Below are 24,916 nucleotides of genomic sequence, written 5' to 3'. Positions count from 1 at the left end.
GGACCCCGGCTCGCCGCGATCGCATACCAAACCGTTTAGTTTATGCTGGGCCCCTCGCCCTCACCTGCGAACCTGCCGAAGGAGAACCATGGCCGCCAAGGACAGCCCCGGGCCGAGCGACGAGTTCGGCCTCCCGATCATCCCCGCGGTGGTGGACTCGGCCCAGCGCAAGCGGCAGGCGATCATCGACGCCGCGCTGGCCGAGTTCCTGCGCGAAGGCTACTCGGCCGCCTCGATGGACGTCATCACCGCCCGCTCCGGCGTCTCCAAGGCCACCATCTACAAGCACTTCGGCAACAAGGAACGCCTCTTCCTCGCCGTGATCGGCGGGATACTGCCCACCACCTACGCCGACCTCAAGCCGTTCAACTCCACCATCGCCGAGGCGGAGGACCTGCGCGGCGCCCTGATCACGCTCACCCTGGACTGGGCCCGGATCCTGCTGCGCCCGGACATCATGTCGCTGCGCCGCCTGGTGATCGGCGAGATCGACCGCTTCCCGCAGCTGGGCCAGCTCTGGTACCGGGTCAGCTACGACATGAACAACGGCCCGCTGGTCGAGGCCTTCACCGAGCTGAACCGCCGCGGCTCGCTGCGGGTGCCGGACCCGGCGCTGGCCGTCCAGCAGCTGGTGGCCGCCACCCTGGGCGTCCCGCAGCTGGTCCGCACCTTCCGCCCCGAGGTCGAGATCGACGAAGCGGAGCTGACCCGGATGATCAGCTCCGGCGTCGACCTCTTCCTCGGCACCTACGGTCCGCGCGACTGACCGCCGGATCGTCCGGCGTGCCTGACGGTCCGTCAGCTCGGCCGCGCCCGACGGCGCTTCAGCTCGGCCGCCAGCACCAGCAGCACGGTCCACGCCGCGGTGCAGAGCAGCTGCGGCCGGCTGTCCGGGTCGGTCAGCATGAACAGGAGGACGCCGACCAGCGCGGCCAGCACCGCCCAGCTCAGGTACGGGAAGCCCCGGGTCCGCAGCACCAGCAGCTCCGGGGCCCCGCGCTCCAGCCGGCGGCGCAGCCGCAGGTGGGAGAGCGTGATCAGGACCCAGACCACCAGGATCGCCGCCCCGATCGAGTCGAGCAGGAACGGGAAGACGGTGCGCGGCCAGACCAGGCTCAGCACCACCGAGGCGAAACCGAAGGCCGCCGAGGCCAGCACGGCCGCCGCCGGCACCCCGCTGCCCGCGCTGGTGACGGCCAGCCGGGCCGGGGCATCGCCGCGTCCGGCCAGGGCGCGCAGCATCCGCGAGGAGCCGTAGATGTTGGCGTTCATCGCCGACAGCAGCGCGATCAGCACCACCGCGTTCATCAGCTGCCCGGCACCGGGCACCCCGAGCCGCCCGATCGCCGCCGCGTACGGGCCGGCCGCCACCGCCGGGTCGTCCCACGGCACCACCAGCACGATCACGGTGATCGAGCCGAGGTAGAAGAACCCCACCCGCCACAGCACCGTGCGCACCGCCCCGCGCACCGCGCCCACCGGATCCCTGCACTCGGCCGCGGCGATGGTCACCGTCTCCAGCCCGCCGTAGGCGAAGACGGCCGCGATCAGCCCGAGGGCCACCCCGTGCCAGCCGTGCGGCAGCAACCCGCCGTGGCCGGTCAGGTTCCGCCCGGCCGACACCGTCCGCCCCGGCAGCGCACCGGTCACCGCGGCCGCACCCAGCACGACGAAGGCGCAGATCGCGGCCGCCTTCAGCCCGGCGAACCAGAACTCCAGCTCACCGAAGTGCCTGGTGCCGGCCAGGTTGCTGCCCGTGAAGACCGCCATGAAGACGGCCACCCAGACCCACGGCGGCACCGCCGGCACCCACCCCGAGGCGATCCGCGAGGCCCCGATCGCCTCGGCCGCCACGCTCACCACCAGCAGCGCCCAGTACAGCCAGCCCGCGGTGAGCCCGGCCCACGGACCGAGCGCCCGCCGCGCGTGCGAGGAGAACGAACCGGCACCCGGGTAGGCCGCCGACATCTCGCCCAGCATCCGCATCACCAGCACCGTGAGCAGCCCCGCCACCAGGTACCCGACCACGATCCCGGGCCCGGCCTGGGCGATCCCCACCCCCGACCCGACGAACAGCCCGGCCCCGATCGCCCCGCCGAGCGCGATCATCGCCACGTGCCGCCGCCGCAACAGACCCCCGGCCACTGCCCCTGTTTCGGCACCAGCCGGCTCCACCACCGCAGCCCGAACCCCCGCCATTGCGCTCCCCGCCGTTCCCCCGAGATCAACTGACGGCAAATCCTGGCGCCCCGGCCCGGCAAGATCAAGTCCTTCACGCGCAGCGAACCCCCGGGCGCGATGCGGGGCCGTACGACTTCGTCGACGTGCGCGAGCAGATTCCCACCACCTCGGCGTGATCGCCAACGTGCGTATCTGATCGCAAGTCGGGTCCTGCAAGCAGATTTGCGCACCGAATGCCTGCCGGAGGGCTTGTCACTCGTTCGCCAGTGCCCAATACTGCCGATCGGGCCCCAGCACGTGGTCTAGACCCCTCAGCTGATCAGCAACGTCCTGCACTCCCCAACTCCCTCACCTCGGGCAGGTCATGCGATCCTTCGAATCCCGCCTCGCGGCTGCACTCGCCGTCGCGGCGCTCCCGCTCTCCCTGCTGCTCCCGGCCGGCGCGGCCACCGCCGCTCCGGCCGCCATCCACACCACCACCGCGGCCGCCGCCGGCCCCGCGACCACGGTGCCGGCGCTGCGCGCCTGGACCCCGGCGACCGGCTCCTTCACCTTCGGCGCCACCGGCCGGGTCGTGGTGGACCCGGAGTACGCGTCCCAACTCGCCGGCGACGCGGCCACCTTCGCCACCGACCTGACCGCGCTGGAACACCGCACGGTCGCCGTGGCACCGGTCGGCACGGCCGCCGCAGCCGGCGACATCACCCTCACCCTCGGCGGCAGCCAGCCCGCGGAGGGCTACCGGATCACCGTCGGCTCCGGCATCACCGTCCAAGGCTCCACCACCACCGGCGAGTTCTGGGGCACCCGGACGGTGCTTCAGTGGCTGCACCAGAGCCCCACCGTGCCGGCCGGCAGCGGCACCGACTCGCCCGACAAGAGCGAGCGCGGCCTGATGATCGACACCGGGCGGAACTTCTTCCCCGTGGCGTGGGTCGAGAACCAGATCCGCGAGATGTCCTACCTCAAGCTCGACTACCTGCACCTCCACCTCTCCGACACCTACGGCTTCCGCCTGGAGAGCAGCACCCACCCCGAGATCACCTCGCCGCAGCACTACTCCAAGGCCGACATCGCCGAGATCATCGCCCTCGGCGACCAGTACCACGTCGCCGTGGTGCCGGAGATCGACATGCCCGGCCACATGGACGCGATCCTCAGTGGCGAACTCTCGATCGGCAACGACTACCGGCTCAAGGACAGCACCGGCGCCGCCAGCAGCAGCTACATCGACATCACCATCCCGGGCGCCCGCACCCTGATGAGCGACCTGATCAAGGAGTACGAGCCGCTCTTCACCTCCTCCGCGTACTGGCACATCGGCGCCGACGAGTACGTCACCACCTACTCGTCCTACCCGCAGCTGCTCAGCTACGCCCGTGCCGCCTACGGCCCCAACGCGACCGCCAAGGACGCCTTCTACGGCTTCGTCAACTGGGCCGACGCGATCGTGCGGGCCGGCGGCAAGACCGCCCGGATGTGGAACGACGGCATCAAGGCCGGCGACGGCACCATCGCCCCGAACCCCGACATCATCGTCGAGTACTGGTACAACTACGGCCTGACGCCGCAGCAGTTGATCGACGCCGGGCACCTCGTCGCCAACGAGTCCTGGACCCCGACCTACTACGTCTACGGCGGCGCCAAGCCCGACACCACCTTGATGTACCAGAGTTGGAACCCCGACCTCTACCAGGGCTCCACCACCATCAACGACCCCGGCCGCAACCCCGGGTCGCTGCTGCACGTCTGGTGCGACAAGCCCACCGCCGAGACGGTGGACCAGACCGCCGCCAACCTCAGGTACCCGCTGCGCGACCTGGCCCAGCAGACCTGGAACACCCCGCAACCGGTGAGCACCTACGCCGCCTTCGTCCCGATCATGGATGCCATCGGCCGCAACCCGCTCTACGCCGCGCCGGTGATCCAGGGCGACCTCGCCCAGGGGCGCCCGACCACCGCCTCCAGCACCGAAACCGCCGGCTTCCGGGCCGCCAACGCCACCGACGGCGACCTCACCACCCGCTGGTCGAGCCAGTACACCGACCCCAGCTGGCTCCAGGTGGACCTCGGCAGCGTGCAGACCGTCAACCGGGTCGAACTCGCCTGGGAGGCCGCCTACGGCAAGAACTACCAGATCCAGCTGTCGAACGACGGCACCACCTGGACCACCGTCTACACCCGCACCAACGGCACCGGCGGCACCGAGACCCTGACCGGCTTCACCGGCACCGGCCGCTACATCCGGCTGAACGGCACCGCCCGCGGCACCCAGTACGGCTACTCCCTCTACGAGTTCGAGGTCTTCGACGACACCGGCACCAGCGGCGCGCACACCCTGAGCACCGGCGGCCAGGCCCTCGACGACCCCGCGAGCTCCACCACCACCGGCACCCAGCTGATCGGCTGGAGCCTGCACGGCGGCCCCAACCAGACCTGGACCTTCGCCCAACAGGCTGACGGCTCCTACCAGTTGACCAACGGCGCATCCGGCCTCTGTGTCGACGTGACCGGCGGCTCCACCGCCGCCGGCGCCGCCGTCATCCAGTGGACCTGCACCGGCAACACCAACCAGCACTGGCGGCTCACCGCGCTGCCCGGCGGCTACACGGTCGCCTCCGTCACCAGCGGGCTGCTGCTGACCACGGCCTCCACCACCAACGGCGCGGCCGTCACCCAGCAGCCGGACACCGGCTCGGCACTCCAGCGGTGGACCCTGGGCTGAGCCAACGGTCGGGGGCGGGTCCGGCTCCACCCCGGACGCCGCCGGGCGGCCGCCGGCCTCGTCCCCGACCTCGCAGACCCGCTCAGCCGGCGCCGAGTTCGCGGGACCGTCCCGCCCACCCGACCACGACCGGCATGGCCAGGCCCGCCGCGACGAACACGCCGCCCATGACCACCCAGCCGGTGGCGCCCCAGCTCAGGCAGAGCAGGCCGAGCAGGCCGGGGGCGACGGTGTAGCAGAGGCCCATGCCGATGCCGAACACGCCGGAGTACTGCCCCTGCGCATCTGCGGGGGCAAGCCGGAACCGCAGCTCCATCGAGCCGGCCGCGTGCCACAGCGAGCCCACGGTGTGGACGGCGACGCCGGCCGTCATGACCACCGCGGCGGCCCAGCCCGGCAGACCGGCGGCCGTCGCGACGACCGCCATGCCGATCAGGAACGCCACCCCGGCCCGCCGAGTCGCTCGGCCGGCGACCCGGCCGCCCAGGACACCGCGGCTGGTGCGGACTTGGAGGGCCACCACCAGCACGGTGTTGACGGCGATCGCCACACCGGTGAACCAGCGCGGTGCGGCGGTGTGCAGGACCACCCAGAGCGGCAGGGCGTAGGTCACCACCTCGCCCTGCATCCACAGGATGCCGTCCAGCACCACGAACGCCAGGTACGGCCTGTCCTTCAGCGCGAGCCACCGGCCGGGCCCGGTCGAGGAGGGCAGCGGCTCCAGCCGGGGCACTGTGAGCATGACGGCGGCGCACCCGATAAAGCTGAGGGCGTTGGCGACGATCAGCGCGCGGTAGGCGGAGGCGGAGTCGAGCTGGATCACCACGCCGGCGGCCAGCGCCCCGAAGGTGCTGGCCAGGAAGGCGACCGAGCGCAGGTAGGAGCGGAACCTCGGCACCTCCTCACCGCCGAAGCGCCGGATCATCGGGCCGCGCGCCGCGCCTCCCGAGGCCCCGGCCAGGTCGGTCACCGCCACGGCCAGCGCGAAGGCGGCGAACGAGTGGGCGAACAGCAGCGACAGCATCGCCACGGCCTGCACCAGCAGGGTGGTCAGGAAGATGCCGCGCGGACCGTGCCGGTCGGCGAGGTGCCCGACCGGCGGGCCGGCCAGCAGACCGACAACGCCCGCGACCCCGAGGCCCAGACCGACCTGACCGATGGGCAGACCGATCACCCGCAGGGCGTAGAGCGGCACCGTCGCCAGGAAGGCCGCGGTGCCGAGCTGGTTGACGAAGCCGCCGAGCGCCAGTCGGCGCTGAGGGGCGGACTCGAGGAGCAGTCCCCGCCGCACCGCCCAGGACCTACGGTCCGGGGCGGCGCCCTCGTGGAGCCCGTCGGGGGAAGGGGACAGCGTGGTTTCGCTCACCGGACTCCTCTGGTGTCGATCAAGGCCGAACCAGCTGTTCTACCACCGGGTAACCGGATGTGACCAGGCCCGCAGCACCGCCTCCCCGCCGCCGAGGCCTTCGCTCGGCGGCCGGCACCCGCTCCCTGTCGATCCATCAGGGCGGCCAGCAGGCCCGCTGACCCTCCGCCAACGGCTCCCAGCCGGAGCCCGCCGCCGGCGTTCCCAGGCACCCACCTGCTGCTGACGGGGTCACCGGTGGCATCATCTGGCGACATGATCGCCTCACTGTCCACCCGCACGTGCCCGAACTGCGGCTCGCTCTTCGACCATGACGAACGGTTCACCGAGTGGTGCCCGAGCTGCGAGTGGAACCTCGGCGGCCCGCCGCCGCAGCAGGGCCGCGCCGCCCGGCGTCCCGCGCGGGAACGGGACCGGGCTGGCCGGCTCTTCGCCCGGCTCGCGCGGCACCCCGGGGCCCGGCCCTGGACCGCCGGCCGGGTGGGCGCCGGTCTGCTGGCCACGCTGGTCCACCTGGTCACGGTCGGGATCGCCGTGGGGTCGGTGCTGCTGGTGCTGGAGGGGACGCCGGTCGCGATCATGGTCGGTGTCGTCGGGATCGGCCTGATCATCCTGGTCCGGCCGCGGCTCGGCGGCGGCTCGGACGCCCGGTTCGCGCTCGCGCGCGACGACGCGCCCGAGCTGTACGGTCTCGCCGACCGGATCGCCACCGAACTCGGGGTGCCCAAGCCCGACCGGCTGCGGGTCGAGCCCGGTTTCCGCAGCGGCTACGCGCGGGTGGGGATCCGGCGGCAGACCGAACTCACCATCGGCCTGGCCCTGTGGACCGCCCTGGGCCCGGGGGAGCGGATCGCCCTGCTCGGACGCGAGCTCGGCCACGGCGCCGCCCGCTCGCCGCGCTCCGGACTCTGGCTGCGGCTCGCCCTGGCCGGGCTCGACTCCTGGTGCCGGGTGCTGCTGCCGGGCAAGGGCGACCGCCTGATGGCCAGGCAGTTCGGCAGCGAGGCCGGACTCGACCAGGTCACGGCCTCCTTCGCGGTGGTCCAACTCCGCGGCCGGGCCCAGCGCGCCATGCTCGACGGGCTGGCCAACGGCGTCCTGCAGGTCCTCGCCCTGCCCGTCCAGCTGCTGCGGCGCTGCCTGCACCGGCTGCTGGAGGCCGGCAGCCAACAGGCCGAATACCGCGCCGACGACTTCGCCGCCCAGGCCGGCTCCAGCCGCGCCGCCACCGCGATGCTGGACCTGCTCTTCCTGGAGGCGAGCGCCGCGGCGCACCTGCGCAAGGAGCGCGCGCTGGTCGGCCACGGCGGCGTCCCGCGGCCCAAGGACATCGCCGAGGCGCTCTGGCAGGGCCTGTCCGACTACCTGGCTTCCGTCCCGGACACCGAACGCGAACGCCGCCGCCGGATCGGCGCCCGCCTGGGCACGGCAGTGGACGGCTGGCACCCGCCCACCCACCTGCGGATCCGCCGCCAGCAGGAACGCCCCGACCAGCCGGCCGCCGTGGCCGCCGACTCGGTCGACTGGGCGGCCGTGCACGGCGAGCTCGAGGACTCGCGCTGGCACACGGCCGTCATGGTGCTGGGGATCTGACGGCCACTCAGGGTGCCGCGCCGCCGGTCAGCGGGCCGCGGCGAGCCAGTCCCGGTAGCGGGTGGGGGCCAGGCGGGCGCCCGGGCCGGGGGTGAGGACATCGCCGGGGACGGCGGCGAACAGGCCGGCCCGGTCGTCGACGAGGACGGGACGCCCGTCCCCGCGGGCGGCCAGGGTGAGGCGGCCGATCTCGTCGAGCGTGAACCGGTCGAGGCCGGCGACGTCCAGGATCCCGTCGAGCGGCGCACCGGTGGCCACGTCGGCGAGGGCGGCGACGACGCCGGCGCCGGCGATCGGCTGCCGCCTGGCGCGCCTCCCTGGCCGCCGTCACGATCGCCGACCTCGCCGCCACCGTGAAGACCGACAGCGGCCCCGAGGCACTGCCCGCCGTCGGCGCCTGGCTCGCCCGCGACCCCGACTGAGCCGCGCACCGGCCGCCGGCCCGCGCTGCGCCGTTCCGGCTGTAGCCCTCGCCGAGGCGGGGCATGATCCCGGTGGCGGTGTCGTGGGCGATCCCGCGGTTCGTCAGCGGGCTGTCGGGCTCAGCCGGCCGGCGCCGGGAAGACCTCGCTCAGCAGCTGCCGGAGGGTGCGCCGCTCGGCCTCGCCCAGATGCTCCAGCCCGGTGAGGCCGGACATCATCTCCGCCCGGATCCGGCGGACGGTCTCCTCGCCCTCCTCGGTCAGCAGCACGTTCTTGATCCGCCGGTCGGCCGGGTCGACCTCGCGCCGGACCAGGCCGCGGGCCTGCAGCCGGTCGATGATGCCCGTCACGTTGGAGGCGTCGCAGGCGAGCAGCTCGGCGAGGGTGCGCATCGGTTTCGGTTCGCGGAGCAGGCTGAGCGTCTTGCCCTGCATGAGGGTCAGTCCGCGCTCGGCCGCCATCGCGGCGAAGTGCCGGTAGTAGGCCGCCGCAGCCCAGGCGAGCTGGTCCATGAGCTCGACCGGGGTGGGTGCTGCCGTGGGCGGGGGAGCGGGCTCGGTCATGGGGCAAGTCTACGGGAGATTGCTTGACATCCTCAACAATCGAGGCTTACCTTCGATGCATTGCTTGAAGTCATAAACAATCCATGCCTTCAAGTCTCAGCTCTTTGGTCCACGTCCCCGCGGCAGGACCGCCTTGGAAGGAACCCGTCCCCGATGAGCCATGCACCCGCCCACGCCCGGCCCGGCCGCACCGCCGGCCGGGAACGCGGCAGCAGTCCCCTGATCCTGGCGCTCGGCCTGGCCGCGATGGTGGTGGCCATGGCGCAGACGCAGGTCGTCCCGATCCTCGCGCTGCTGCAGAAGGAACTGCACACCGGCGCCGCGGGGGTCAGCTGGGTGACGACCGCCGCGCTGCTCTCGGCGGCCGTCTTCACCCCGTTGCTCGGCAGGGTCGGCGACCAGTTCGGCAAGAAGCGCACGCTGCTCGCGGTGCTCGCGGTGATGGTGGTCGGGTCGGTGATCGCCGCCTCCACCACCTCGCTGGCCCTGCTGATCGTCGGCCGGGTCCTCCAGGGCTCCGCCACCGCGATCTTCCCGCTCGCCCTGTCGGTGATCCGCGACCAGGTCCCGCACGAGAAGCTGCACGGTGCGATGGCGCTGGTCAGCGGCACCCTGGCGTTCGGCAGCGGGCTGTCCCTGGTGGCCACCGGGCTGCTCACCCAGGGCGCCCACCCCAACTACCACCTGGTCTTCTGGTTCTCCACCGCGCTGACCGCGCTGGCGCTGGCCGCCGTCGCCGTCGTCGTGCCGAACGGCGGATCGCCCACCGGGGGCCGGATCGACGTGCTCGGCGCGCTCACCCTGGCCGTCTTCCTGGTCCTGCTGCTGCTCGGCATCTCCCAGGGCCACGAGTGGGGCTGGTCCTCGACCCGCACGCTGGGTGCGCTGGGCGGCTCCGTGCTGTTCGCCGCGCTCTGGGTGCTGGTGGAGCTGCGGGTGCCCGAGCCGCTGGTCGACATGCGGATGTTCGTCCACCGGCAGGTGCTCTTCACCAACCTGGCCGGCCTCTTCGTGGGCTTCGCCTCGTTCGCCCAGTTCATCGGCATCTCCTACCTGGTGCAGATGCCCGGCCGGCTGACCGGCTACGGCTTCACCGCCTCGGTGCTGCGCGCCTCCGTCGAGTACCTGCTCCCCAGCGCCCTGATCGCACTGGCGGCGGCCCCGGTCGGCGGCCTGCTGGTGCGGCGGATCGGCGCCCGCTCGACCCTCGGGGTGGGCGCACTGGTCGGCGTGGCCGGCTTCGCCTGGCTGGCCTGGGGCCACGGCGCGGAGGGCTCGGTGATCATCGCCGGCATGCTCACCGGCATCGCCATCTCCTTCGGCTACGCCGCGATGCCCGCACTGATCGCCGCCAGCGTGCCGCTGCACCAGACCGGCATCGCCAACGGCATCAACTCCATCTCACGGTCGGTCGGCAGCTCGATCGCCAGCGCCGTGGTGACCTCCCTGCTGGCCTCGAAGGTGGTCATGTACCCCTCGATCGGCGCCGCGCTGCCCGCCGAGAGCCAGTTCACGCTCAGCTTCGTGATCGCCGCCGGCGCGCTGCTGCTGGCCGCCGCGGTCGCCTGGACCGGACTCCGCGCCACCCATCGCACGGCACCGGCCACCGCCACGGCCGCTGTCTCCGCGGGGAGCGAGGCGCCCGAAGCCGCCGCCACGCGCTCCTGACCCACCGTCACACCCCCCTCTTCCCTGTCCTGGAGTACCACCATGACCTCCGTCCTGTTCGTCGTCACCGGCGCCGCCCACTGGACCCGCGCCGACGGCACCGCACACCCGACCGGCTTCTGGGCCGAGGAGCTGGCCGAGCCGCACCGGATCTTCCGCGAGGCGGGCCACGAGATCACCATCGCCACCCCCGGCGGCGTGCCGGCCCCCGTCGACCAGGGCAGCCTGAGCGCCGAGGCCAACGGCGGCCGGGAGCGGGCCGACCGGCTCGCGGACTACCTCGAGTCGATCGGCGAGGCGCTGCGCAGCCCGGCCAAGCTGGAGGAGGTCGACCCGGACGGCTACGAGCTCGTCTTCTACCCGGGCGGCCACGGTCCCATGGAGGACCTCGCGGTCGACGAGGCCTCCGGCCGGATCCTCACCCGGACCCTCGACTCGGGCAAGCCCCTCGGCGTGGTCTGCCACGCGCCCGCCGCGCTGCTCGCCGCCCGCCGGGCGGACGGCAGCTGGCCGTTCGCCGGGTACCGGATGACCGCCTTCAGCAACGCCGAGGAGCAGGCCGTCGGCCTCGCCGCGGGGGCCAAGTGGCTGCTCCAGGACCGGCTGGTCGAACTCGGCGCCGACTTCGTCGAGGCCGCGCCGTTCACGCCGCACACGGTGATCGACCGCAACCTCTACACCGGCCAGAACCCGGGCTCCTCCGCCGACCTGGCCCGCACCCTGGTCGCCGCGGCCGCCACCGACCCGGCCGCGGTGGTCGCCCGGCTGCGGTCCACCTCGGCCGCCGGCCTCACCAGGCCGCTCAGCTGGCGGCTGAGCCGGCTGGCGGCGCTGCGCGCGCTGCTGACCGAGCAGTCCGCGGAGTTCCTGGCCGCGCTCGAGGCCGACCTGGGCAAGAACGCCGCCGAGGCCTACCGCAGCGAGATCGGCTTCACGCTGAACGAGCTGGACCACACCGTCGCCCACCTGGACCAGTGGCTGAGCCCGGCGCCGGCCGCGGTGCCCGCCGCGTTCCAGCCCGCCGAGGCCCGGGTGGTGCGCGAGCCGCTGGGCGTCGTGCTGATCATCGCGCCGTGGAACTACCCGCTGCAGCTCGCCCTGGCCCCGCTGGTGGGCGCCCTGGCCGCGGGCAACACGGTGGTGGTCAAGCCCAGCGAGCTGGCGCCGGCGACCTCGGCGGCGCTGGCCCGGCTGCTGCCGCGCTACCTCGACCGGGAGAGCGTGGCCGTGGTCGAGGGCGCCGTGCCGGAGACCACCGCACTGCTGGAGCAGCGCTTCGACCACATCTTCTACACCGGTAACGGAGCGGTCGGACGGATCGTCATGACGGCGGCCGCCAAGCACCTCACCCCGGTCACCCTGGAGCTGGGCGGCAAGAGCCCCGCGGTGGTCGAGCCGGGCGCGGACCTGGCCGTCACCGCCCGGCGGATCGCCCAGGGCAAGTTCCAGAACGCCGGCCAGACCTGCGTCGCCCCCGACTACGTCCTCGCCGTCGGCGACACCGCCGCCGCGCTGGAGCGGCAGCTGGCCGAGGCCGTCCAGGAGCTGTACGGGCCGGACCCGGCGTCCAGCCCGGCATACGGACGGATCGTCAACGAGCGCCACCACGACCGGCTCACCGCACTGCTCGGGGAGGGCCGGATCGTCACCGGCGGAACCCACGACCGGGCGCGCCGCTACCTGGCGCCGACCGTGCTGGCCGACGTCTCGCCGGAGGCGCCGGTGATGCAGGCGGAGATCTTCGGTCCGGTGCTGCCGATCATCCCCGTGCCCGACCTCGACGCGGCGATCGCCTTCATCAACGAGCGCGACAAGCCGCTGGCCCTCTACGCCTTCACCGAGTCGGAGCAGACCAAGCGCCGGCTGACCGAGGAGACCTCCTCCGGCGGTCTGGTCTTCGGCCTGACGGTCTCCCACCTGGCCGTTCCGGAGCTGCCGTTCGGCGGGGTGGGGGAGAGCGGCATGGGCCGGTACCACGGCCCGTACTCCATCGACGCGTTCAGCCACCTCAAGGCCGTGTTCGACAAGCCGCTGGCCTGACAACGGCGCGACCGGGGCCCCGGGCACGGCCACGTGCCCGGGGGCTCACCAGGCGACGGTCCGCCCCCGGTAGTCGAGGTAGCGCAGGCCGGGGCGGCCGCGCTGGGCGTCGACGGTCGTGACCAGGCCGGGGATGCTCTCGTCGACCGTGAGGCGGGCACCGGGCCCGCCCAGCCCGGTCCGGACCCAGCCGGGTGCCATGAGCAGCAGCGTGCGGGGATCGTCACGGTGCCGGGCCGCGTAACTGCGCATCAGCTGGTTGAGCGCGGACTTGCTGGCCCGGTAGATCTCGAAGCCACCGCGTTCGTTGTCGGCCACGCTGCCCTGCCCGGAGGACATGACCGCGATGGTGCCGTCCGGGACGACGAGGCCGCCGAGTGCCTCGACGACCCGCATCGGACTGAGCGCATTGGTGACCATCAGGCGGGTGAACTCCTCGGTCGTCACGTCCGCCGGGGTCTCCTCCGGGCGGTTGGCCACGCCCGCGTTGACGAACAGCAGGTCGAACCGGCGGGTGCCCAGCCGGTCCCGCAGGGCGTGGACCTGGTCCGGCAGATTGATGTCGACGTGCTCGATCTCCAGCCGGCTGCCGGCGCCGTCGCGCAGATCGTGCAGGGCGGTCCGGCCGTCGCCGCGGACGGTCGCCACGACGCGGGACCCGCGGTCGAGGTACTCGGCGGCGATCGCCAGGCCCAGGCCGCGAGAGGCCCCGATGAGCAGGACGTCGGGGTGCTTCGGGTTCGCGGTCATGATCTCTCCAGCGGTGGCAGGCGGGTCCGGGGCGGCGTGCGGGGGCGACCGGTTGCTCTGGTTGCTCCGGTTGCTCCGGAGCCAGTCTGGGCCTCGGATGCCGCGCGGCCGCCGGGAAACGCGGGATTCTGGCGCCGTAACCCACCGTCCACGACCGGCAGGTGAACCGGAGACCCTGGGACGAGCTCGGCCCTCGCGGTGTCGGCACCCCGGCACGCGGGTTTCGGATGGCATCCCGCAGCCCGCCGATCGGATCGCCGAGCGCCGCAACCGCGGCTACCGAGCATCTCTCCAGATCGCGGGCATCTCCCTCTGGACCGCTCGATGACCTACCGGAATCGGCCTAAACGGCCCCACCGTTCGCGATGACGGTCTCCGCCCTGCGCGTCCGCGCGGCCAGCTGCTGCGTGAAGGTCTGCAGGGCGCGCGTGTTGGCGGCGATGTACTGCCTGTCGTAGGCGATCTCGACCGCGACCACCTGGCCGACCGTGTTCAGCGAGATCTTGCAGGCCACGTCGGCCTCGGCCGTCGAGACCTCCAGGGGGTCGTGCCCCTGGGTGGCAGGCGCCGCCGCGCCGCCCCACTTGCGGTCGCTGTAGGCGTCCGCCGGGTTGGTGTAGCGGTAGCCCTTCTGCCGCATGCAGTCGCTCCAGGCCGCGTAGGCGGTGCGGAGGCGGGGGTCGGTCAGGGGGATCCGGGGTCCCTCGGCCGGCAGTGCCTGCGGGGTACCGGGCAGCGGCGGCGGTCCGCCCAAGGCGTCCGCACCGACCTGCCAGCAGCCGCCCTTCGGCACCGGCCTGCCGTGGTAATCGGCCACGGCCTGTCCCGACGCATCCGTTCCGTAGAGCACCGAATTGACGTCCGGGGAGAGCGTGGAAGGGGGTATCGCCTGGTTCCTGTCATACCCGTCACCGGTCGCGCCGACTGCCACGAAATATCCGTAGAGCTGATTTCTCTTCTTGACCTCCTGAACTTCCTGGGTGAATGCGTCGTAGGTTTCTTCGGGGGCATTCAGGCCGAATTCCCGCATGCACCGGTCGGCGACCAGGTGCGAGGCCCGGCTGATTGTCGCGGCCTGGTCCGCGGTCGGCTCGTAGCCGTCCAGCGGAAGGCTGATCTGCCCCGGGTCCTGGATGACCGGAACGGGCCCGACCGGTGGCGGGGCGGAATTCGAACCGAGTCCCGAGGAGCAGGCGGAGATGCTCCCCACCAGGAGGACGGCGGCGGCGTGCGAGATGCGGAGCCACAGTGGCATCGGACTGCTTCCTCCCTCCTGGGAGAGGGGTGGCGGGCGCCGCTCGGACGCCCGCCACCCGGCTGGACGTCAGACGATCGAGACCCGGGAGACGTAGGCGTTGCCGAGGTTCAGGCTGCCGCCCGCGTAGAGGTTGTAGTTGGTGCCGTTCGCCGTGATGATGCCGTTGTTCCACTGCGAGGTCACCGAGTACACACCGGCGACGTCGGGGTACATCGTGCCGACGGTCCCCGCGTAGCAGAGCTGCCAGTAGCCGCTGCCGTCGTGCACCCAGAGCTCGATGCCGTACGCCTCCGCGCCGCCACCCGGGCACTGCACGCTCCCGATCGCGCTGGCCGGCGAGGCCGCCAGGACGCCGCCGCCGATGAGGGTCGCGGCCGCCAGTGCCACGGCGCCGATTCGCGTGATCTTGCGACGAGCCATTGTCTTTTTCTCCTCGTGTCGGACCGCTGAGTTCCCCTACGTCCGACAGCCTCGTTCGCACGCTTTCCGGCCGTACTTCCCGGGCCTTTGGCGGTGCCGCGCTGCCGACGATCGAAATACTGCCCGGGAGTTGACGGTTCGACTACCCCCGGGGAATTCCGTCGGCCAGACAAAAGCGACATCCCGCCCATGGGCCAATGGGCGGGAAGATGAAGAGGATCGTCCACTTCGATCCTGCCAGCAGGAATGACAGGAGATTGCTCAGGCCATCGAAAGGAGCCCGGCGCCCCGTTTCAAGCGCTTTTCCAGCTCCCTTCCGGCCGCCGTCCACCACCGGCGGCGGCAGAGCACCGGTGGCGGCAGAGCACCGGTGACGGGAAGGTGCCCGGGCGACACCGCGGTCGTCGCGCGGTGGCCCTGGCGCGCGGTGCCGGTCGGCTGTCAGCGGAGGACTGCGACCTGTGGGTGGGATGTGAGCGCCCTTCGGGATGGTGGGGGCGGCGCGACCGGCCGTGAAGGCGCGGTTGTGCTCGTCTCAGATCACTTCGAGTTCCGGGAGTACGCCATGCCCTCCGCACCCAAGGCCCCGCAGTGGGACGTCCGCCGGCTGCCCCCTGCCGAGGGAACCAGCGTCCTGGTCACCGGCGGCAACGCGGGCATCGGGTACTTCGTCGCCGAGCAGCTCGCGGGCGCCGGGGCCACGGTCGTCCTCGGCAGCCGCGACGCGGCGAAGGCCGAAGCCGCGATCGCCTCCATCGGCTCGCGCGTGCACGGCGCCAGGGTGACGCACGTGCCTCTGGACCTGGCCGATCCGGCTTCGCTGGAGGCCTCCGTGGACGCGCTCGGGCTGGACCGCCTGAACGCGGTCGTCTACAACGCCGGCGTGGCGCTCGACCACCCGCCCCGCCGCGAAACCACGGCCGGCCACGAGCTGATGTTCGCGACCAACCACCTCGGCCACTTCGCACTGACCCACTACCTGACCCCCCTGCTCGCGGCGGCCCCGGGGAGCCGGATCGTCACGACCGGCAGCTTCGCCGCCAAATCCGAACGCCTGGACCCCGAGGACCTCCAGAGCAGGCACGACTACCGGCCCAAGCGCGCCTACGGCCGCTCCAAGCTGGCCCAGATGCTCTTCGCCCTCGAACTCGACCGCCGCCTGCGCGCTGCCGGAAGTACGACGATGAGCGTGCTCACCCATCCCGGCGGCGCACTCGACGCCCTCACCCCTGCGCGCCCGCCGCTCCATGTACCCACCACCGGCGAGCGGCTGCGCCACCTCCCGCTCGGCCTCGTCGTCCAGGGCAAGGAAGCAGCCGCGTGGCCCGCCGTCCGAGCCGTGCTCGACCCGAGCGTGCGCGGGGGACAGATGCTGAGCCCCCGCCAGTTCGGGCTGCGCGGAACGCCCAGGATCGAACCGCTCTGGGACCACCTGGCCGACACCACGACCGCGGCACGTCTCTGGGCGGCCAGCTGCGACTTGACCGGCATCGACCTGATGCCCACCCCGTTCAGCAGGCTCGGCGGGGCAGCGGCCGGCTGACCGGTGGGGCTCCACGCCCCCGACGCGCGCCGCGCGCCGGGTGCCAAAAGCGGTTGTGAAGCCCGGTGGTGGTGCGGCACAGTGGGCGCATCGCGCCGAACGGACCAGGAAGGAGCGCGACCGTGAACACCACCGCCGTCTTCTCGCACCAGCGCTCCTCGAGTTCCCCGAGCTGCGGGACCTCCTGGTAGCGCGTCAACCGGCTCATGGCCGGGCCGCCCAGGGAATCGGTTCCCGTGGGCGGCCCTTTCTCGTGCCGCCCACCCGTAGTGCCGGATGGTGCAACCGGCAGCACGCCTGAGTCTGGTTCAGGAGGTTCGGGGTTCGAATCCTCGTCCGGCAGCGCAGTACCCGGAGGGTTGGCCGAGTGGGAAGGCAGCGGCTTGCTAAGCCGTCGTCGGGGTCATACCCGCGCGCGTTCGATCCGCGCACCCTCCGCGCAGCACCACGCAGTTCACCGGAGAGGCCGGCCGACCGGCCCGGCGGGGGATGCCCAGACAGCACTCACATCAGCCAGTGTGAATGGTAATCTGATCTCATTCATGTGAGTGGATGACCTGCCGTCCCCTGCGTTCTCCTCAGAGGAAGAGAAGCTCCGTTGCCCACCCGAACAAGGACCATGTCCCTGGCGGCGGTACTCGCCACTGCCGCACTGGCCGCCGTCACCGCGTGCTCGTCCAACGCCGGCTCCAGCGCCGGCCCTGGCCCCGCCGGCGGCAACGGAAGCACCCCCGCCGCCGTCCCCTCGTCGGCGGCCGCCGCGGCCGGTGCTCCGAAGGCCACCGTCGCCCAGGGCGGCTCGGACGACGTGACCATCGACTCCTGCGCGATCGACGCCACCACGAAGATCCCCCAGGCCGAGCTCACGGTGACCAACCACGGCAGCGACCTGGCGACCTACACCATTCAGATCGACTTCGTCGACGGCGGCGGAACCTGGCTGGCGGAGGGCGCCGCGATCGCGCACAGCCTGGCGGCGGGCCAACGGGCGAAGGAGACGGCCGGCGGGACCGCGCAGGTCGCCTCGGACGTCACCTGCAAACTCGCCGACGTCAAGCGCCTCGCCGGCATGTGACCCGCAATCACGGCCACGGACCGACCGGAAGGGCCCGCCGCGCGGCGGGCCCTTCCGCATCAGCCGGTGACCCCGGAACCCGAACGTCGCGCTCCCCTCCGCAGAAGCACCCGCCCGTGCGTGGGCTGGAGGAACTCCGTGGTGCACGGCTCTTGCACCCCCTTCCGTCGCGCTCCAAAGTAATTGCTACGGTGTACTGTCAGGTCGTCAAAACCACAGGGCGGCCCGGGGAACCAGGAGCGTGTTCATGGGCCGTCAGATCACCGAGGCGCTTGAGCACGTCGCGGCCAAGGCGGGCCAGGGTCTGGCCGAGGACTTCGCGGGCTCGTACCAGAAGATCCTCAAGGACACCCACGTCAAAGCCACCGGCGTAGCCGACCGGACGGCGAAGCACGAGAGCGGCCTGGTCGACCACCTCCACGGGACCGGCCGGGGCGAACCCGGCGAAGGCTCGGTGCCCGCTCCGCACCCGGGCGAGCATCCGCCCGCCGGCGGGCACCCGACCGACGGCGGACCCTCCGGCACTCCCCGCAACGCCGTCCCGGACGACTTCGAGCCCAACCTGAACGGCGGCCCGCGCGGCGGGCAGCGCTCGGACGGCAACGAGGGCACCGAGACCGGCGGCACCGACCCGATCGACGTGATCTCCGGTCAGGTGATCGCCTCGGCAACGGACCTGGACATCGCCGGGGTGCTGCCGATCCTGCTGCGCCGCGCCTACGCCTCCGGCTACCGGGCGGGCACCCTCTTCGGCCCGGGCTGGTCCTCGACCCTCACCCAGCGGGTCCAGGTCGACAACGACGGCATCCACTACGCCGGTGACGACGGCCAGTTGCTGCACTACCCGGTGCCCGCCCAGCCCGGCCAGGAGGTCCTTCCCGAGGCAGGCGCCCGCTGGCCGCTGACCTGGGACCACGCCGAGAACGTCATCCGCATCCACGACCCGGAGACCGGCCGGACCCGGCACTTCGCCGCCACCGCCACCCCGGACGACACCCCGGCCGCACGGCGAGCCGGCCGCGCGGTGCGCCCGATCACCGCCCTCACCGAACGCAACGGCCACCGGCTGGACTTCGTCCACGACGGCGACCGGCTGCCGGTCGAACTGCGGCACAGCAGCGGCCGGCGGATAGCGGTCGACCTCCTGCAGACCGCCGCAGGGCCACGGATCGAGTCCCTGCGCCTGCTGGACGGCACCTCCGGGGGGCTCGGCGCCACGGTCGTCTCCTTCGCCTACGACGCCCGCGGCCGCCTCACCGACCACATCAACTCCTCCGGCCTGCCGCTGGTCTACACCTACGACGACGAAGACCGGATCACCGCCTGGACGGACCGCAACGGCCACCGCTACTCCTACGAGTACGACGCCGACGGCCGGGCGGTGCGCGGCCACGGCCCGTCCGGCGCGCTCTCGGTCGCCATCGAGTACGACCCCGCGAACCGGGTCAACACGATCACCGACAGCCACGGCGGCCGCACCCTCTACCACTACGACGAACACGAGCACCTCAGCCGGATCACCGACCCGCTCGGCCACAGCACCCGCGTCCAGCACGACCGCTACAACAGGCTGCTGCGCTACACCGACCCGCTCGGCCACAGCACCCGGCTGACCCGCAACCAGCTCGGCGACGTCGTGCGGGTGGACCGCCCCGACGGCAGCCGCCTGCTGATCGGCTACAACGAGCTGCGCCAGCCCGTCGAGATCCAGACCCCCGAGGGACTGACCTGGCGGCAGGCCTACGACGAGCGCGGCAACCGCACCGAGCTGACCGACCGGGCCGGCGCCACCACCCGCTTCTCGTACGACGACGCGGGCCGGCTGACCGCGGTGAGCGACCCGGCCGGCCGCACCACCCGGATCACCTGCGACCCGGCCGGACTGCCGATCGAGTCCGTGGACCCGCTCGGCGCCCGAAGCGTGCTGCAGCGCGACGCGTTCGGCCGGCCCGCCGCGGCCACCGACCCGCTGGGCGCCACCGTCCGGTTCAGCTGGACCGTGGAAGGACTGCCGCTCTCGCGCACCCTGCCGGGCGGCGGCACCGAGGAATGGACCTACGACGGCGAGGGCAACAACCTCACCCACACCGACGGCCAGGGCGCCACCACCACCCTGGAGTACACCCACTTCCACCTCCTCACCGCCCGCACCGACCCCGACGGCGCCCACTACCGCTTCCGCCACGACCGCCTGCTGCAACTCACCGAGGTCACCAACCCCCAGGGGCTGACCTGGAGTTACGACTACGACGAGGCGGGCCGGCGGACCTCCGAACAGGACTTCGACGGCCGCACCGTCGCCTACCGCTACAGCGCCGCCAACCAGGTGATCGAGCGGGAGAACGGCGCCGGCCAGCAGATCGGCTTCAGCTACGACCCGCTGGGACGGCTGGCGGCCAAGAGCACCGCCGACGCGACCACCACCTACGAGTACGACCTGGCGAGCCGGCTGGTCGCAGCCCGCACCGAGGACTGCGAACTGACCCGCCGCTACGACCCGGTGGGACGCCTGCTGGCCGAGACCGTCGACGGCCGCACCGTCACCTTCGGCTACGACGAGCTGGGCCGGCAGACCAGCCGGCGCACCCCGTCCGGCAGCGTCAGCCAGTGGACCCTCGACCCGGTCGGCAATCCGCACACCCTCACCGCCGACCACCACCTGATCGGGTTCGAACACGACGAACTCGGCCGCGAAACCGCCCGCAGCTTCGGCCCCGGCCTGGCCCTCGGCTTCGCCTGGGACGCCGTGGGCCGGCAGACCGGGCGCACCACCACGATCGGCGGCGCCGGCCCCTCGCGCCGCACCTACCGCTACGCGCCCGGCGGCGCCCTGCACGGCATCACCGACCTGGCACCGGACGGCTCGACCGAGCACACCGACTTCGAGCTGGACCCGGCCGGCCGGGTGACCGCCGTGCGGGCAGCCGACTGGAGCGAGAGCTACGCCTACGACAGCGCCGGCCACCTCGCCGACGCCAGCTGGCCCGGACAGCGGGACACCGCCGCCCAGGGCGAACGCGCCTACCAGGGCGCACGACTGCGCACCGCCGGACGGATCGACTACCGCTACGACGCCCAGGGCCGGGTCACCGGCCGGCGCCAGCGCACCCTGTCCGGCAAGGCCCGGACCTGGCACTACCGCTGGGACGCCGAAGACCGCCTGACCGACGTCACCACGCCCGACGGCGCGCACTGGCACTACCGCTACGACCCGCTGGGGCGCCGCACCACCAAGCAGCAGCTGGCCGAGGTCGACGGCGAACCGACGGCCATCCAGTGGACCGAGTTCAGCTGGCACGAGCAGACCCTGATCGAGCAGACCGCGCACAGCCCGCAGCTGCCGGGCCCGTACACGCTCAGCTGGGACTACCAGGGCCTGCACCCCATCGCGCAGCGCGAGCGGCTGATCTCCGGGGCCGAAGACCAGCAGCAGGTGGACGAGCGGTTCTTCGCGATAGTCACCGACCTGGTCGGCACCCCCGTCCAGCTGCTCGCCCCCGACGGTTCGACGGCCTGGGAGCAGCGCACCACCATCTGGGGCGTGCCGATCGCCGCCGGGCACCAGGCCACCGACACCCCGCTGCGCTTTCCCGGCCAGTACTACGACCCCGAATCCCGGCTGCACTACAACGTGCACCGCTACTACGACCCGGCCGCCGCCCGCTACCTGTCCGTCGACCCGCTGGGCCTGGCCCCCTCCCCGGACGCGTACGCCTACGCCGGCAACCCGCTGCTGGCCTGCGACCCGCTCGGCCTGATGCTGCGCAACGCGCGGGGCCAGTTCATGGCCAACCCCAACGCGGTGCCCAACGCCCACAACCGCCGCAGCGAGTACCCGAGCGGCTACCGGGTGCCGACCCACGAGCACATGATCCAGCACTGGACGGACGAGGGTATCGCCCAGAACACCGCGCACCCGGTGGACGCCGCCGGCGTCCCGATCCCCGAGAGCCAGCTGACCTGGCGGGACGCCAACGGCCAGGTGGTGCCGTACAACAACGTGACGTACGAGCACGTGAACCCGGTGGTCAACCACTGGAACACGACGGGCTACAACACCGACCGTGCGGCGCGCAATGACTACTACAACAACACCGCTAACCTGGAAGTGATGGACGGGGCCCAGAACTCGGCGGGCGGCGGCCGGATGACCCAGCGCTACCGCCAGGACACCGGCCCCAACTACAGCCGAACCTGACCCCGCCTCGGCTGACCCGCCGTATCCCCGCCATGCCGCCCCACCTGGAGCCCGTACCCATGGACCTGACCGCCACCCTGTCCGGCCTGCCCGGCGCCGAGCCCTTCCCCGGGCTGCCCGACGCCTGGCACTGGTCGCCCAACCCGCGCTTCCACTTCGTGGCGGCGCTGGCGGCGGACGGCAAGCACGCCTTCCAGGTGACCACGAACGGGCCCTACGACGCCGAGCTGGTGGCCGCCCTGCTCGTCCACGCCCGCGCGCACACCGACCAGGTGCTCGCCGACCCCCGCCCGCTGATCGCACTGCCCGGCTTCGCCGCGCCCGGCTACACCTTCGACACCGCCGCCGTGGCCGCGCCCCGCGCGCACACCTTCCACGCACGCGACAACGCCGAACTCCACGCGCTCACCTACGGAGTCTTCCCGGGCTGGCACTACGAGTTCTCCGGAACCGAGACCGACGAGGAGGCGCTGTCCCAGGTCTCGCACCCGCACGGCCTGCGGGCGACCAGCCTGGACCGAGCGCCCTCACCGTTCCTCAAGATGCGCTTCGACAACCCGCGAACCAAGGCGGGTAGCGTCGGGCCGGACCGCGGCCTGACCAAGCCCGACGTCCTGATGCGCGAACTGGCCCTGCTGGAAGGGGCCCCGGGCGCGTTCGTGGAGTTCGAGAACTACCGCCACCAGGTGTGGCGGGTCGACTGGGCCGACGGCTTCGTGGTCACCGGCGAAGGCGAACGGCTCGAGCCGGACAGCGAGGAGCTGCTGCGCTTCGCGCAGGCCGCACTCACCTGAGACCGGGTGGCCGGCACTTTTCCACGGGGGCGGAACAAGCAGGATCCGGAGCAGGGTCCGAGGGGGTAGCTCATGGCGATCGAACTGCCGGGTCCGGTGGTGGACTTCCTCGCCGTCATCGGCGTCAACTGGCCACAGGTGAACGAGGACAAGGTGCGCGAGTTCGCCTCCCACGTGAGGGACTTCGCCACCAACATCGACGCCACGCACCAGCAGGCGACCAGCACGATCCAGGCGATGGGCGACGCCTACCAGGCCAACTCCTACGAGTTGCTGGTCTCCAAGTGGGCCCACCTGTCGCAGGGCCACATGAGCGAACTGCTGAACGCCTGCCACGTCCTGGCCACCGCACTGGACGCGGCGGCCGACTTCATCGTCGGCCTCAAGGTGGAGACCATCGCCGAGCTGGTCGTGATGGCGGCTGCGTTCGTCGCGGACCAGGCCGCCGCGGCGTTCACCTTCGGACTCTCCGAGGCCGCCGTCCCCCTGATCATCGAGGGCGCCGAGAAGCTGGTCGAGGCGCTGGAGCAGCAGCTGGTGCAGTACATCATCGCCCAGGTGCTGGAGGTCGCGCTGACCCCGCTGCTCGGACTGATCGAGAAGGCGGTGGGGGGCCTGAGCTACGAGGCGCTGGAGGACACCCTCGACGCGGCCGGCGGCGGCCCGGGAAGCGGCTTTCGAATCCACCCGGACGAATTGCGCGCCCACGCGGCGGTGTTCCTCCAGCATGCGGACACCGTCCAAGGGCACGCCCAGACGCTGTCCGCCAACATCGCGGGGCTGGACTTCGTCTGAGGCCCTGCCGGGCGGTGCCGGTACGGCCACCCGTACCAGCACCACGTTCCCCCAGGAGGGCACCACCCACGAGCACTGCCTCGAGACGGCGCAGACGCCCACCGCGGGTGGCTCCGGCGTCCGTCGGCAGCCGGATCTCAGTGCCCGGCGAGGGCGTCGAACCAGGTGCGGATGAGGGGGTAGGAGGCGAACGCCGAGCCGTTGTGGTCGGTGGCGCCCGCGTCGACCAGTGGCGCGTCGACTCCTTCGTGCGCCAGCTGCGCCTTGCAGGCAAGGGTGTTGGCGGGTGCCACATCGCGATCGCCGTCCGCGTCGTAGAGCCGGACCGGCACCTGGGGGGCCCACTGGCAGACGCTGTCCGCCATTCGGAACATCTGGGCGAACTTGCCTGTCGGGTGCTGGAGTTGTTGTAGGAAGGCGGGGGTGAAGAGGCGCTGCGGACGGTCCGGAAGGGCGGCGGCCACCTGCGCGTCGGTGTGCTCGCCGTCGAACAGGGCGGTGACCGTGCGGTCGTAGGGGGCCTGGAAGGCCTCGGAAGGCGACCCGTAGAGGGAGTGCAGCCGGTTCCAGGCGACTACCAGGTCGGCGGCGTAGAACGTGGCGTCCGGGCCGAGCAGTCGGCCGTTGAGAGCGGCCGGCAGCTCACTGCCCGTCAGGTCGTACGGCCCGCTCACCGGGGCCAGCGCGGTCAGCCGGTAGCCGGGCACCTGCCCGTGCTGCAGCGCCCGTCCGATGCTCATCGCGGCCGCGCCGCCCTCGGAGAAGCCGGTCACCAGCACCCGGCCGTCGTCGTGCATGCCGTGCCGGGCCTCGACCTGTCGGGCGGCGATCAGCAGGTCGGTCGAGGCCGTGGTCTCCGAGGGCGCGTCGAGGTACGGATGGGTCCCCGGCCCGACACCCAGCCCCAGGTAGTCCGGCGCCACGGCGGCGAAGCCGTCCCCGGCGAACATCACCGCTTCCGCGCGGTCGGGCCCGTCCGCCACCGACGGGGCCTCGCCCCGGTAGGCCATGGTTCCGTGCGCGTACTCGACCGTGGTCAGTGCGCGCGGCCCCGGATCGCGGGGGAGCGCCACCAGCCCGCTCGCGGTGGTGGGCCTGCCCTCGGGCGTGACGGTCCGGTAGACCACGCGCTCCAGCTCGACCCCACCGCGTTCAGGCGGGGTGACGAAGCCGGCATCCCGGACGCCGGCGGTGGCCTGCCGCGCGTCCAGCAAGGCGAGCGGGGTAACGGAGACCACGGCGCCGCGGCGGGCCTGGCCGGCACCCAGGTCGGCGGCCGCCGCGGTGGCGGTGCCGGCCCCGGCGGTCAGGCAGAGGACGGCGGCGGCTGCGGACAGCCGCAGGGCGGTTCGGCGGTGCGGCCGCTGCTTCGGCATCGGGTTGGTCATCTTCGTCGCCCCTCGTGCGGTTGCCTCGCGGGGAGTCCCCCGGCACCCCCAACAGTTCCAGCGCGGCGCCCCGGCAACGATGGAGCTGCCGGGCGTGTTGCCGGTGGGGACAACCCCCGGTGCGTACGGGGGAGAA

General features: G+C 72.5%; 18 protein-coding genes and 2 tRNA genes. 12 read left to right on the top strand and 8 right to left on the bottom strand.

What is annotated here, in order from left to right; genetic code table 11:
* The first annotated feature begins 88 nt into the window (after window positions 1-88).
* Window positions 89-766 carry a TetR/AcrR family transcriptional regulator gene (locus ACFYNO_RS23750; RefSeq protein ID WP_388015800.1) on the top strand — a complete coding sequence of 226 codons (678 nt, stop codon included), beginning with the start codon at window positions 89-91 and terminating at the stop codon, window positions 764-766.
* A 32-nt stretch (window positions 767-798) separates the two neighbouring features.
* On the opposite strand, the gene ACFYNO_RS23745 is transcribed toward ACFYNO_RS23750, so the two are convergent.
* Entirely contained in the window at window positions 799-2,199 is a 1,401-nt protein-coding gene (locus ACFYNO_RS23745) for an amino acid permease (RefSeq protein WP_388015798.1), read from the bottom strand.
* A gap of 346 nt (window positions 2,200-2,545) precedes the next feature.
* Here ACFYNO_RS23745 and ACFYNO_RS23740 point away from each other — a divergent pair, with 346 nt between their 5' ends.
* The gene (locus ACFYNO_RS23740) at window positions 2,546-4,906 is read left to right on the top strand and encodes a family 20 glycosylhydrolase (protein ID WP_388015795.1); all 2,361 of its coding nucleotides are present in this window, start codon (window positions 2,546-2,548) and stop codon (window positions 4,904-4,906) included.
* A gap of 82 nt (window positions 4,907-4,988) precedes the next feature.
* Here ACFYNO_RS23740 and ACFYNO_RS23735 read toward each other — a convergent pair whose 3' ends face one another.
* Window positions 4,989-6,197 (bottom strand): MFS transporter, encoded by a 1,209-nt coding sequence (locus tag ACFYNO_RS23735; RefSeq protein ID WP_388015792.1) that lies wholly within the window; start codon window positions 6,195-6,197, stop codon window positions 4,989-4,991.
* Window positions 6,198-6,527: 330 nt separating this feature from the next.
* On the opposite strand from ACFYNO_RS23735, the gene ACFYNO_RS23730 reads away from it, so the two are divergent.
* Window positions 6,528-7,865, top strand: a complete 1,338-nt coding sequence (locus ACFYNO_RS23730; protein WP_388015789.1) for a M48 family metallopeptidase — start codon at window positions 6,528-6,530, stop codon at window positions 7,863-7,865.
* 27 nt (window positions 7,866-7,892) lie between these two features.
* Here the strand turns inward: ACFYNO_RS23730 and ACFYNO_RS23725 are convergent, their stop codons facing one another.
* Window positions 7,893-8,123: a hypothetical protein gene (locus tag ACFYNO_RS23725; RefSeq protein ID WP_388015786.1), complete on the bottom strand. Its 231-nt coding sequence runs from the start codon at window positions 8,121-8,123 to the stop codon at window positions 7,893-7,895.
* A gap of 284 nt (window positions 8,124-8,407) precedes the next feature.
* Window positions 8,408-8,851 (bottom strand): MarR family winged helix-turn-helix transcriptional regulator, encoded by a 444-nt coding sequence (locus ACFYNO_RS23720; protein ID WP_388015783.1) that lies wholly within the window; start codon window positions 8,849-8,851, stop codon window positions 8,408-8,410.
* A gap of 153 nt (window positions 8,852-9,004) precedes the next feature.
* Here ACFYNO_RS23720 and ACFYNO_RS23715 point away from each other — a divergent pair, with 153 nt between their 5' ends.
* The gene (locus tag ACFYNO_RS23715; protein WP_388015780.1) at window positions 9,005-10,519 is read left to right on the top strand and encodes an MFS transporter; all 1,515 of its coding nucleotides are present in this window, start codon (window positions 9,005-9,007) and stop codon (window positions 10,517-10,519) included.
* A 42-nt stretch (window positions 10,520-10,561) separates the two neighbouring features.
* Window positions 10,562-12,559 carry an aldehyde dehydrogenase family protein gene (locus tag ACFYNO_RS23710; RefSeq protein ID WP_388015777.1) on the top strand — a complete coding sequence of 666 codons (1,998 nt, stop codon included), beginning with the start codon at window positions 10,562-10,564 and terminating at the stop codon, window positions 12,557-12,559.
* A 45-nt stretch (window positions 12,560-12,604) separates the two neighbouring features.
* Here ACFYNO_RS23710 and ACFYNO_RS23705 read toward each other — a convergent pair whose 3' ends face one another.
* The 3 genes from ACFYNO_RS23705 to ACFYNO_RS23695 form a co-directional block, all read right to left on the bottom strand.
* Window positions 12,605-13,309: an SDR family oxidoreductase gene (locus ACFYNO_RS23705; protein ID WP_388015774.1), complete on the bottom strand. Its 705-nt coding sequence runs from the start codon at window positions 13,307-13,309 to the stop codon at window positions 12,605-12,607.
* 343 nt (window positions 13,310-13,652) lie between these two features.
* The gene (locus tag ACFYNO_RS23700) at window positions 13,653-14,564 is read right to left on the bottom strand and encodes a hypothetical protein (protein ID WP_388015771.1); all 912 of its coding nucleotides are present in this window, start codon (window positions 14,562-14,564) and stop codon (window positions 13,653-13,655) included.
* 69 nt (window positions 14,565-14,633) lie between these two features.
* On the bottom strand, window positions 14,634-14,987 hold the full coding sequence (locus ACFYNO_RS23695; RefSeq protein ID WP_388015768.1) for a hypothetical protein: 354 nt from the start codon (window positions 14,985-14,987) through the stop codon (window positions 14,634-14,636).
* Window positions 14,988-15,552: 565 nt separating this feature from the next.
* Between ACFYNO_RS23695 and ACFYNO_RS23690 the strand changes: the two genes are divergently transcribed.
* The 7 genes from ACFYNO_RS23690 to ACFYNO_RS23660 all read left to right on the top strand — a co-directional run bounded on the left by ACFYNO_RS23690 (window position 15,553) and on the right by ACFYNO_RS23660 (window position 23,392).
* Complete coding sequence (locus ACFYNO_RS23690) at window positions 15,553-16,530, top strand: SDR family NAD(P)-dependent oxidoreductase (protein ID WP_388015765.1); 978 nt, start codon at window positions 15,553-15,555, stop codon at window positions 16,528-16,530.
* A 270-nt stretch (window positions 16,531-16,800) separates the two neighbouring features.
* Window positions 16,801-16,873 (top strand) — tRNA-Gln (locus tag ACFYNO_RS23685).
* Between the two features lie 10 nt (window positions 16,874-16,883).
* Window positions 16,884-16,968 (top strand) — tRNA-Ser (locus tag ACFYNO_RS23680).
* Window positions 16,969-17,128: 160 nt separating this feature from the next.
* Window positions 17,129-17,605 carry a hypothetical protein gene (locus ACFYNO_RS23675; protein ID WP_388015762.1) on the top strand — a complete coding sequence of 159 codons (477 nt, stop codon included), beginning with the start codon at window positions 17,129-17,131 and terminating at the stop codon, window positions 17,603-17,605.
* Between the two features lie 247 nt (window positions 17,606-17,852).
* Window positions 17,853-21,803: an RHS repeat-associated core domain-containing protein gene (locus ACFYNO_RS23670; protein ID WP_388015759.1), complete on the top strand. Its 3,951-nt coding sequence runs from the start codon at window positions 17,853-17,855 to the stop codon at window positions 21,801-21,803.
* 59 nt (window positions 21,804-21,862) lie between these two features.
* Complete coding sequence (locus ACFYNO_RS23665; protein WP_388015756.1) at window positions 21,863-22,597, top strand: hypothetical protein; 735 nt, start codon at window positions 21,863-21,865, stop codon at window positions 22,595-22,597.
* Window positions 22,598-22,669: 72 nt separating this feature from the next.
* On the top strand, window positions 22,670-23,392 hold the full coding sequence (locus tag ACFYNO_RS23660; protein WP_388015753.1) for a hypothetical protein: 723 nt from the start codon (window positions 22,670-22,672) through the stop codon (window positions 23,390-23,392).
* 137 nt (window positions 23,393-23,529) lie between these two features.
* On the opposite strand, the gene ACFYNO_RS23655 is transcribed toward ACFYNO_RS23660, so the two are convergent.
* Entirely contained in the window at window positions 23,530-24,780 is a 1,251-nt protein-coding gene (locus ACFYNO_RS23655) for an alpha/beta hydrolase family protein (RefSeq protein ID WP_388015750.1), read from the bottom strand.
* Between the last annotated feature and the right edge of the window lie 136 nt (window positions 24,781-24,916).

The organism is Kitasatospora sp. NPDC006697, assembly GCF_042869935.1.
In the GTDB taxonomy this organism is placed as follows: Bacteria; Actinomycetota; Actinomycetes; order Streptomycetales; family Streptomycetaceae; genus Kitasatospora.
Note: the sequence above shows the minus strand (reverse complement) of the source record. Positions and strands in the feature narration are given on the sequence as shown.